This is a genomic window from Chlamydiota bacterium (genome assembly GCA_016178055.1).
Lineage (GTDB): Bacteria > Auribacterota > JACPWU01 > JACPWU01 > JACPWU01 > JACOUC01.
In genome coordinates this window covers 26839-37657 of sequence record JACOUC010000010.1, presented here as the reverse complement: position 1 = coordinate 37657, position 10819 = coordinate 26839, and the positions used below count along the sequence as shown (strand labels likewise).

The window sequence follows — 10819 nt, the reverse complement described above, 5'->3', positions numbered from 1 at the left end:
TTCTAGATATCGTCTCAAATAAAGATAATGCTCCTCATCACTCATTCTTCCTAATCGATGCTCCAACACATGCCTCATTACTTCTGCCATTGCTTCTTTGGGTAGTTTCTTTTCTAATTCGGATAGAAATTTTAAATATTCACTCTCTACTGCTTTCAGATCTGTCTTTTTTTGGAGAAATTGGAACTTAAGAAACTTTTGAATAGCTGGATATTGAAAAAACTGAGATTGCTTCGCTTCGCTCGCAATGACAGGTTGGTCATTTTTGATTTTTGATTTGTCATTTTGATATTTGATGTTTGATATTTGATATAAATATTCCCCCATCTCTATCTTATTTTCCCCATACTGCTCCCGCTCCTCAACTAATTCCATCAATTCTTTCGAATAAGTTTTATGGCGGAGATTCTTTAGAAAAACTTCCATATCCTCTAAAGCATTCTCTTCTAATTCTCTCTCTTCCAGAAATTTTCCCATTAATTTAAGATTCTCAACATAGTCACTCACTTCTTCGACGCCAAATCCCCCCACGTGTCTGTTATCCTCAGTCATTAAAAAAGACTCTCCCCCACTGATCTCCCCTTTTTCCAAATGCTCTTTTTGGACTTTCTCCATAACTTCATGACCTGGAAATCCTGTAAAAAAGGAATAATCAAGAGGACCTGCTGCGCCTTCGAGAAAAACGTAAAAACGGTTAGAAGCTAATACTTGGTTCGAGGCTCGAGGCTCGAGGCTCGAGGTAAATACTTCTTCAGTTTTTGCTTTTGCTTCGAGCTTCGAGCTTCGAGCCTCGAGCTGCCTTTTAAGCATTTCCAATATCCCCCTAATATTCTTCTGAGCCTCAACTTCACCGTGAATGTCTTCAACGATAAAAAGAAGAGGTCGTCCTGGAATGAGCTCCTTTTCCACCACTTCCCCTACCGTAATCGGTATACTAAAACCTTCAAGAAACGAAAGAGCAGAATCCTTACTCTCTACAGAATGAGAATGATACAGGTTTAATGAAGGAGCAAAGTCGGAAGCTATAGGAGAGTTTTGTCCGTAACTTACTTGTATATCGTAAGATAAGAATGAAACGCACAAAAAAACACTAATGAATTTATGAACAAATTTGGTCATTTTAATTTTTGGTTGAGACTATAATATAAAAATAGCCATAAATAAAGACCCATTATCGGTTGAAAAAGTAAAAATAATTTTATTACAATCCGTTGATTATCTGGGGGTTACATTTCCTTGACCTTCATCTGGGCTTGCGACCGAATACGATCAATTTCCTTTAAACTAGACCTGACGTGTTGAGGAGATTTTAAAGCCCCTTTTGTCGTTTTTATCTCATCCAAATCCATCCCCAACCGTTTCATCACCGCACGCAATTCCTCGGAATCTCCATAGATGGCCACCAAAAGAAGCTGAGAAAACATCGTACCTGACAAACCATAAATCCCAAAGATTTTCATTTTCTTAAAACCTTCTTCATAAAGAGCTCGATATTCTGCGTGGCCAATGACTCGGACCTCTCGCTCAAGATTACAAGATCTTCCATATTTTTGTTGATAGCGCTCCTGAACGACCTCCACCACCTTTTCTGCAATAGGGGGAACATGACCATTAGGCTTAATCTTAATATTTAAAGAAACGACCTCATTTTCTTGAAGACTCAATTTCTTTCTTAAGCGTTCAAGTTGATACTTTGATTTTTTAAAATCAAAAAAGAAAAGATCAATTTTTCCCTTTGGTAAAGACCTTAAAAACTCAACAAGCCTCAAACCCGCTTCATTTTTTTCTTCGAGCCAACGAACATCAATCGGAATCACAAGGGGCTCTTTACGCTCAGCAACCTGAGCCAAAATTTCTCTTGAAAAATCCGTACTCTGCCTATTCAAATTTAACTTACTTTCAATCACATCATGGATCACCTTCCCAAGTGTTCCTTTATAGGGCCGAGGAAAATTTGTCATAGAATCTAATAGAGGCTGTTGAGGATTTTGAGGATCAGCCATCGGCCGGTAAGATTTCCCCAGAGCGCTAGGAAAAACCAGAACCCATCCTTCTCCGGATGGCGTTTTCCAGGTTCCTCCTCCATAAATTGTGAGATCCCGATGTTGTTGATCGATAATCGTTCGATAATGTTCCCAGGAAGATTCATCGCAATGGACCCCATGATAAAGATAATCTCTTAACACATTCGGTCCTGCACGAATGCAAGCTGAGACAATCTCACGAGCAACATAAATCATTCCCCTCTCTTCCTTAGGTGTTGGCCCTTCACGCCAATCCAAGAGAAATTTCTCAGAACCTTCTACCACTCCATCAAAAAGCACAATTCGATAAGACCGGCCCTGATCATCGATAAGGCTTTTCTCGTAAGCATCATCTCCAAGCCTATATCTCATCTCGGCATCTAAAAGGCCAACTTCTTCAGAAGGGACATCTGGCAAACCCGCTTTGATCTTCGTCTTCAGAGCCGTCAGTTCTTCAGGGGTATAGCCTTGGGCAATGTGACCGTCAATGAATGTAGATGTTTCATAACGCTCTTCTGAAATAATAATTTTTTTTCTAAGTAACTGTGCTTTCTCCATTAAAAGCTTGCGCCTTGACTCTAGAGCAGTTCGAGCCAAATAGCCCTGTGTGGAATCTTCCAGTTTGAATTCTAATTCTCTTATTTCCCTTAGAAATGCTAGATAACCTAATGCTCTAAGCCATTGGGAAATATGATGAACCTCTAAACATTTAACACCCGTCATTTCGGGAGAAAGTTTCACTTTAATACCATCACCAATTAATTCAAAATTTTCAGATCTACAATAAGGTTTTTGAATAACCTTACCAGAACGAAAATCAATTGAGAAAGACTCTGGTGTAAAATAACTCATAGAAGCAGCGCCCCATACAACATCTTCTTTAATCCCCAAAGGAATCAATTCCATAATAATTTGAATATCTAACTCAACTTCTTTAAAATCCTTTCCCTTTTCTGAGCTAATTAACTCTGCTAAACGAGAGATAGCCTGTTCCTTTTGAGTTTCATCCAACCCCAGTTTCTGAAAAAAACTTAACAGAATCTCTGACAGTGTCCATAGCGAAGAGTCACTCATATCTTCATTAAAAATATATCGAATAAGAACAAGATTATCTTGAAAACGAGAAGTGATCCACTGCTCAATACCTCTCGTAAGTTCTGGCATTTCAGGCTTTTCTATTAAAGAAAAGGCTCTTTGAAAAGATGGATCCACCATAGATCGTCTCCTCGCCCAAGGGTAAGGAAAAACCTCAAAGATTTCCCTTTTCTTTAACCTTTCAATCCTATCTTCCCAAAAAGTAGGAGATAAAACATCACCATGAATCTCTTTAAAAATACGCTGATGCCTCGACGGGACCAAGCTAAGAAACTCATCAGTGAACACTTCATTAACCACAGAGACCCAGATAAAATTAGGACGTGTCATCTCTTCAAAACTCCTTGGCGCTGGAGAAAGAGAAAACTGAAAGTTGGGTTGACCTGTTAATGGATCGATAAGAAAATCTACCTCATCAAAATCAAAATAAACAAACCGTTCATCAATCACCCCTGCATTAGCTCCCTTAATAGCTCCCGGGAAAAGCCCTACAGCCGAAAGATCTTTCAAAAAATCGCCAAAATCGAGACTCAGCGCCAAAGACTCTTCAGGACTCGTATGCTTTAAATATTCAGTCACCAGTTCTGCCTTGTATTGGAGATAAATATTCTCAAAAAGAACATGATCTCCATCCATTCGAACAGTATTTGGATTACGCTCGATTAATTCATCAAGAACTTCTTGTGAAAAATTACTTTTTCCAAACTCCAAATTTCGATAGCGAAAAGGCCCTGGTAATCGACCTGCACGATCTCTTAACCGAACCAATTCATACTTTTCAGTAACCACATCTTGGGTTGCCCCAACTTTATCAGAAGTGTCTGCATGAAGCTTCAGCACATAGGGAAAATGAGCGAGTGTAAACGCCGTCATGGCCCGCCCTTTAATCCCTTTGGGGAGAACAAATTGATCACCATTTTCAAGATGTGACCTTACCTCCTGAAGTAGTTCAACTTTTGCAGGATGAATAAAACCAAGTATAAGAGGTAATACTTTTCCGGATTTCAAATAAATTTTTCCAAAAACATTCGCCTCTGTATTACGAAAAAACATAGGTTCTAAGATCTCTATTTTTTCAATTTCAAAATCACCTGTTCCATTTTTAAGCTGTCCTTCCAATTGCTAGACAATCCAATCTACATCTCCTTCTAAATTTGAGAATCTGGCTTTAAAACTCAAGTCCCTCACAATCTGCTCTACCGTAGGACGTGGTTCTCTCTCACTGGGTTCATAATGTCGTACAGGAGCCGTTTTGGTAACCAAAGACTCCTCCTTAAATCCATCGTCTTGATATTCAATAGAGACACCATCCCCCAAAAACATTCTTCTCATCACCGAATAAAAAAATGTGAGAGCCATATCCCCTTCGTATCTGTCCAAAACTCGTTTATAGAAAATCCCTTTTAAAAACTCCCATGCATCTTTATCTTGATATAGGTCTCCCAAAAGAGCACGGATTTTCACTGCAGTTCTATCAAGCAATTTATTATACAAATGAACTCGATCTTCAGTATCCTCGACCATCCCTTCCCAGTCCCTATTCTCAAACCGACCTTGCGCACGAGCGGTAACTTTGTTAAATTCTTTCCAATACCGATCGAACGACTTAAGTACCTTTATTCCCACTCGACCTAATTCTTTCTCTCGCTTAGCTCCAGGAAGTGTTCTTCCACCGAGTCCCCAACGCCGATAGAAATTTGCAGCCGCTTCTAGAATCCTACGATCCTCTCTCGTTTGAGCACTTTTTCTCCACCGTCTCAAAAAGGGATAATCCAAAACACGTCCTGATGCTTCGTAGGATTGCATCATCGCCACAGCCATTCTTCTAAGAACCTCTTCAGAAGAAGGAGCTGCAATCTCACGTAAAAAATCAAGCAAGGGTGGGGAAAGCATCCTGCCAGCTTTTTTAAAAATAATTCCTTGATCATTCATCTTTGCAAAATAACCCCTTCGCCCATCATCTCCAACTGCATAAGGCGCAATAACACAATAGCCCATATTGGCCTCCTTTAATTTTTGCTTAAAACCCACCGTGTGAAACCCACCCACAACCAAAGCCGCATAGGTCAAATGATTTTGCTCTATCTCTTTTAGAATTTTCTCAGAGAAAATCTGATCCCTTTTCAAAACCTGAGCATAAAATTTTTGAGCAATTGAAAAAAGGTCTCCAAAATCTGGAGGTTCGTATTCCACCCCTTGATTTGCTGCAATATTTTGAAGGTTTGAGAGAAAGTTTTTGATAAAGATGCTCTTCTGGCTCGAGGCTCGAGGTAAATACTTCTCTATTTTTTGCTGTTGCTTCGAGCTTCGAGCCTCGAGCTTATTAATATCTTCCCTCGTCCCCTCCATCGATATAATTCTCTTTAAGACCTGATAATCTTCCTCTCTTCTTTCAGTTTCTCCCATGAAAGATCTTTTGTGAGCGCCATTTGTTGGAAGAGAAGCTTGAGATTGGGATAGAGTTCTTTATCTTCTTGTTTTTCCCTCCCCTTAAGATAAGGGGAGTCGGTGGGGTTATTGATTTCTTCCATAACTCCCCCTACCCTTCTTACCTTAAGAGGGGAGACCCTCTCCTCTTGTCCTGGTTCTAAATATTGACTTAAAAATAAATAATGCTCCTCCACATTTATTTTCTCTGATCGGTAATTCAAAATATTTTTAACGACCTCCTTAAAATCCTCTTGGACTAACTTCTTTTGAAGAGCTTGAACAAACTCAAAATATTCCTTCTCAACCTCTTTTTGATTAATTGAAAGTGTTATTTTCTTTGCAGATTGCATTTGACTGATCTGAGGGTAAAGCTCTCCAAGAGTCTGACCCAATTTCATTTTGTACAATTCCCCTAAGGAGTCTACATACTGATCAAGATTTAATTTTCCTTCATCATATTTTTTCTTCAGTTCTCGAAAGGACAGAAACTCTGATGAATAAATCTTTTTCTCAAGCTGATCCAATATGATTTCTATTTTCTCCCATTCACTCTTTAAGCGCTCTTTCCCTTCCAATAATTTTCCAAACCACTTAAAATTATCCAGATACGCCTGAACATCCTCAATTCCAATCCCCTGAGCTCCTTTAGCTTCGTCCGTCATAAGAAAAGACTCTGCCCCGGTCACATCTAAATCCTTTAAAAACTTTTCTTGCAAAGATTCAAGCACTTGATGATCTGGAAAACTTGTAAAAAATGACATATCAATGGGACCTGAGGCTCCTTCGAGAAAGACATTAAAACAGCTCGAGGCTCGAGGCTGGAGGAAAAAACGCTCGAGGCCAAAGGCTCGAGGCTCGAGGTAAATACTTCTCCAGTTTTTGCTTTTGCTTCGAGCTTCGAGCTTCCAGCCTCGAGCTGTCTTTTAAGTATTCCCAATATTTTTCGAATATTCTTCTGAACTTCAAATTGGCAATGGATATCTTCTATAATAAATAGCATCGGACGGTTTGGAACAATCGATTGATCAACAATCTCTCCAATATCACGTGGAAGTGTCAGCTCTCGTAATGAAGAGGGCTTTAGATCAGAGAATGGTTTCTGAATCTGGAAAGAGGTCTGGGGTGACAAATTCTGTCCAAAACTGATAGAAAAACGATCGAAAAGGAGGAAAAAAGACAAAAAAAGCGCTATCCCCTCCCGAAAAACCCTTTCCATGAATACCAACCTTAGTTCTTGATACTAAATTTAATTTTTAAATAATCCATTGCGGCCAAACATTATCCATAAAAGGATATAAACATATAAAGCCATTAATTAGGACACATTTTTACTCTAAAAAGTAAAAAATAAAATATAGAATTCCATTCTTCTGTCGCTCGTCTTCGAGTATACTAAAAATATGGAAATCGACCGAAATATCTGGAAACTCCTGTTCCAGCCATTCTCAAAAATTGAACTGGCTTATCTCTTTGGATCCCAAGTTATTGGCGTAACCCATCCAGAAAGCGATATCGATATTGCCCTTCTTGTCCAGGAAGAGCTCACCCCCTTTGAGGAGGCTCGTTTAGCCGCTTCTATTTCGAGAGAAATAGATATTAAAAAAATAGACATTGTCACATTAAATCATGCAACATCTTTGCTCAAATATGAAGCGCTCGCCAATGGTCTCCTCGTCTATCAAAAGGTTAGTGATGACTGTGTTAATCGGTTCGAAATGGGTGTTTATCGGGAATATTTCGACACAGAACATATCCGAAAATTACAATATGATTTACTTTTTGGAGAACGCTAATGGTCTTTAGACATAATGTTGTTGAAGAACGATTGGCCTTTCTTCAAGAAACATTAAAGGAACTCTCGTTTCTTCAGAAAAAGTCAAAGGAAGAGCTTTTAAAAGATACCACACACCGATGGGCCGTTGAACATGGGCTACATCTTGCCGCAGAAGCTCTTTTTGATATTGGAAACCATATTCTAGTGGGTCATTTTTCCGAAAGAGCTGTTGGATATGATTTAGTTCTCAATGCACTCGCTCGCGTGGATGTTATTCCCCTCGCACTCGCTCAAAGATTTGAAAAACTTGGAGGTTTTCGTAATATCCTAGTCCATGAATATATGGCGGTTAATTTTAATAAAGTCTACGAACGACTTCAGAATAGCCTACCCGATTTTGATCGCTTCATCACAGAAATTATTCACTGGATGAAAAAAAATTTAGAAATCCGCTAAAGCAACTGATCCGGATCCTCCTTCTCTCTAATCTCTTTTCGTGGTGTTAGAATTCTCTTCAAAGATTTATCCTTATGAATGAGCTTGGCCAATTTTAAGGTTTTCTTTTTTTCTTCCTCAGAAAGAAGTTGGTGAAGCTCGTAAACATCCAGATCATCTTTAAAACCTCCAGCTTTTAACCCTAAAACCGAAATTGGCGCGTGAACCGAGACGCAAGAGCTTGAGCCAGATTGGCCTGAAGAAAACGTAGACATACATTGACAGATGTCTGTCGAGGCTTTCTGAAGGTCAAGATGGCCAAGATCTTGCGTCTCGGTTCACGCGCCAATTTCGGTTTTAGGGTTTAACTTCATCGCAATGAGATAAGGTTTAGGGAGAACAGGAAGAGGAATTCCTTTCACAGATTTGGCCTCTTTAATCCCCTCCAACTCCCAGTGATATTTTGCAACAATGATATCGATCCTGGGATAATCACCGTTAATATCTTCAATAAAAACAACATCGTGTTGAAAAGGATCATCAAGGGATTTGCTGCCTTCTATAAAGCGAATTCCAAAATGAGACGGAAACACACCTTTAAGCGATTCAACAAGCCCTTGAACGTCACTTTTATGATACAAATCTGAATAAAAACAAAAGTCAACGTCCTTCGTGGTTCGTTCAATACCATGAGCAATAACAGCATAGCCTCCGATCACTGTAAGTAAAACGTGATCCTGCATCTTCAGAGACTTTACTGCTTTACTGACGAGGTCTAAAGTAGCTTCTATAGATTTCATACTCAGGTACCCCAAGTGTCTTTGCCTTTAGAGCAATAATATCATTAAAGACCTGATTCATTTGTTGGATTCTTTCCAAAGGGCTCAAGGCAAGAAACTCTTTTTTCATCACTTCGCGTTTTTCCTTCATACTCCGGATTATCATGATGTCATCCCTGTTTTAATATAACCATAAAACTTGTATTTTCCCATGCCACATTTACTCTGCCAGTAAGTTGATTTTATCATGTTTGAAGGATAACTGGAATTTACAAAGTAAATTTAAAAAGCTATAAATCTACTGTCGATCGATGATAATTTTATAGCTTTTTCAAATCTTACCGCCGTCTCTTTGCGTATAAGCTCGGCCGATTTTCCACTATAATCCTAGGACAAGCCTTAATGCTTGATCCACCTCAATCATCCGATCTTGAGGGAGCGAACCCACTAAATCAAGAGAGTGACTCTTGGAATCTATAAAACGAGAGGGATCCAGCGAGCGAATTTGAAAGCATAAAAAAACAGTATCGAGAGGTAATCCAGACTCCTTTTGACTCACACGAACGTTGGTGGGATAATCCCGATGAATATTTTTTGCATCCGTACCAACGACCACCGTTATGACCAGGGGTTGTTGATTGATGGCATCCACAGATACAACTAAAACTGGCCTCTTTCCCGATTGTTCACGACCTTGAATCGGATTCAAATTTACAAAATAAATTTGCCCCCGGCTAATCATTTTTTAGACCATCATTTTCTGTAGAAGAAAAATACTTTGAGATCTCTCGAATTTGAGAGCGAATTTCTGGATCCCTTGCCATTTTGGCCATTGCATTTTCTAAGGCTTTTCTCTTTTGGTGGGCAATGAATTCTTGAAGAGCAATATTTACAATCCGATTGAGATTTCGGCGAAATTCATGAGGGGCAAAACGCACGACTTCCTCAACCAACTGTCGCGGCAGAGCAACACTTCTTCGAACCGTTCTTGAAAGAGTTTTCATGTAACACCTTTTTCAACACTTAATATATCAAAAAAAGTGTTACTTGTGTATTAATTTCAATGAACTTTTCGAGATCATCTCGTACGATGAAAATCCGCCCCATCATGCTTTTTTTCGTAGTCGCCCGATTTATCGGGCAGTCCGTGCAGCCCCATAAATGGGGCGACTACAAAATGAACCTCACTTCCACAACAAAACATTTAACCCGATCACTTGCATGACTTATTAAGCAGTAATCTCTTCGAACTCTTCAATGGGAACTTTGATCATTTTAATTTTTTTCTTATCTGAAGAATAAATATTCACAAATTCTCGTTCTATTTTCTTTAATACAGAAGCCTGAAAATATTGCTCCTTGCAAAACTCGCATTCTTCACAAGGAACTCCATTGACCACAAAAAATTTTCTATCTTGTTTATAAATATATTGCACTTCACTCACTCTAAAATTTTGATGACCACAAAAATTACATTTTTTTTTCATCTCTCATCTATCCTCTTTCATAAGGCGTTTTGAACTTTGGAAAGCAAGGTATATAAATAGTAACGAGAACCAAATACTTTTCTCTCACTCCACAAACGACATGAATAGGCTTTCCTGTTTGAGAAAAACCTACAACTAAAGACCTATAACCTCTTCCCGTGTCTTCATATTGTTCCAGAATTCTTCCTGTCAACAATGCCTCTTCTACCTCGATCAGCGAAAGACCATCAAATTGCCTTTCAGAATCGGCATGCCTAGAAAGATAATAGTTCCCTTTCTTTACTTGCCCTCTAATCCAGTCAATCTTAAGCACACTTTTAATCATCCACCCCCTGCGCAACGCTTTATCAAAAAGCTCTGTTGCAAAATGGCTTTGCTGAAAATGTGCATCACCCGTTATTCTTCGAGCCGAGTCGAGAAGTCGAAGATTTTGAGCTAAGTCGAGAAATCTCGAGCTCAAAGCATCTGTTCTCGACTACGCTCGAACGGTAAAGCCTACATTTTGCAGCAGGCCCTAAAAGAATAGTTGAATTTTAGCACATTTAAATAATACTTGGAAAGTGATGGATTAACTTGCTGATCGGTCTTGATTCTTAAGACGCTTTAGAGTCTGAATGACCCGCTACGGGTAAGCTGGATTAGGATGTGTAAATGTAGTCATGGAAAGACTTGACCCCACATGGACACATGCCCCACATGTTACACATGCATCTGGTCTGAACGCCAAGGCGTAGCCGCCCGATTCATCGGGCAGTCTACACGAACCCCAACGGCCCCATAAATGGGGCGACTACA

13 protein-coding genes are annotated in these 10819 nt (G+C 39.3%); 2 read left to right on the top strand and 11 right to left on the bottom strand.

Annotated features, from left to right (window positions below; genetic code table 11):
- The 5 genes from HYS07_01350 to HYS07_01330 all read right to left on the bottom strand — a co-directional run.
- Positions 1–909, bottom strand: a 909-nt coding sequence (locus tag HYS07_01350; GenBank protein MBI1869821.1) for a hypothetical protein, incomplete at its 3' end; no start/stop codon positions are given.
- A 317-nt stretch (positions 910–1226) separates the two neighbouring features.
- Positions 1227–4238: a bifunctional isocitrate dehydrogenase kinase/phosphatase gene (locus HYS07_01345; GenBank protein ID MBI1869820.1), complete on the bottom strand. Its 3012-nt coding sequence runs from the start codon at positions 4236–4238 to the stop codon at positions 1227–1229.
- A 3-nt stretch (positions 4239–4241) separates the two neighbouring features.
- Entirely contained in the window at positions 4242–5525 is a 1284-nt protein-coding gene (locus tag HYS07_01340) for a bifunctional isocitrate dehydrogenase kinase/phosphatase (protein ID MBI1869819.1), read from the bottom strand.
- Positions 5483–6310, bottom strand: coding sequence for a hypothetical protein (locus HYS07_01335; GenBank protein MBI1869818.1), 828 nt, complete (start codon positions 6308–6310; stop codon positions 5483–5485). The genes HYS07_01340 and HYS07_01335 overlap by 43 nt, the downstream gene beginning before the upstream one ends.
- Complete coding sequence (locus HYS07_01330; GenBank protein ID MBI1869817.1) at positions 6247–6765, bottom strand: hypothetical protein; 519 nt, start codon at positions 6763–6765, stop codon at positions 6247–6249. The genes HYS07_01335 and HYS07_01330 overlap by 64 nt, the downstream gene beginning before the upstream one ends.
- 184 nt (positions 6766–6949) lie before the next feature.
- On the opposite strand from HYS07_01330, the gene HYS07_01325 reads away from it, so the two are divergent.
- Together HYS07_01325 and HYS07_01320 are read left to right on the top strand one after the other, a co-directional pair.
- Positions 6950–7342 (top strand): nucleotidyltransferase domain-containing protein, encoded by a 393-nt coding sequence (locus tag HYS07_01325; GenBank protein MBI1869816.1) that lies wholly within the window; start codon positions 6950–6952, stop codon positions 7340–7342.
- Positions 7342–7779 carry a DUF86 domain-containing protein gene (locus HYS07_01320; GenBank protein ID MBI1869815.1) on the top strand — a complete coding sequence of 146 codons (438 nt, stop codon included), beginning with the start codon at positions 7342–7344 and terminating at the stop codon, positions 7777–7779. Before HYS07_01325 ends, HYS07_01320 begins: the two co-directional genes overlap by 1 nt.
- On the opposite strand, the gene HYS07_01315 is transcribed toward HYS07_01320, so the two are convergent.
- The 6 genes from HYS07_01315 to HYS07_01290 all read right to left on the bottom strand — a co-directional run bounded on the left by HYS07_01315 (position 7776) and on the right by HYS07_01290 (position 10349).
- Positions 7776–8033: a hypothetical protein gene (locus HYS07_01315; protein MBI1869814.1), complete on the bottom strand. Its 258-nt coding sequence runs from the start codon at positions 8031–8033 to the stop codon at positions 7776–7778. The genes HYS07_01320 and HYS07_01315 overlap by 4 nt on opposite strands.
- Before the next feature lie 63 nt (positions 8034–8096).
- On the bottom strand, positions 8097–8558 hold the full coding sequence (locus HYS07_01310) for a hypothetical protein (GenBank protein ID MBI1869813.1): 462 nt from the start codon (positions 8556–8558) through the stop codon (positions 8097–8099).
- Between the two features lie 358 nt (positions 8559–8916).
- Positions 8917–9279, bottom strand: coding sequence for a type II toxin-antitoxin system PemK/MazF family toxin (locus HYS07_01305; protein MBI1869812.1), 363 nt, complete (start codon positions 9277–9279; stop codon positions 8917–8919).
- Positions 9272–9541, bottom strand: a complete 270-nt coding sequence (locus tag HYS07_01300) for a hypothetical protein (protein MBI1869811.1) — start codon at positions 9539–9541, stop codon at positions 9272–9274. Before HYS07_01300 ends, HYS07_01305 begins: the two co-directional genes overlap by 8 nt.
- Positions 9542–9766: 225 nt before the next feature.
- A complete protein-coding gene (locus HYS07_01295; GenBank protein MBI1869810.1) occupies positions 9767–10024 on the bottom strand; it encodes a YgiT-type zinc finger protein in 258 nt (85 codons plus the stop codon).
- A gap of 7 nt (positions 10025–10031) precedes the next feature.
- Positions 10032–10349 carry a DUF4258 domain-containing protein gene (locus HYS07_01290; protein ID MBI1869809.1) on the bottom strand — a complete coding sequence of 106 codons (318 nt, stop codon included), beginning with the start codon at positions 10347–10349 and terminating at the stop codon, positions 10032–10034.
- Positions 10350–10819 lie beyond the last annotated feature (470 nt).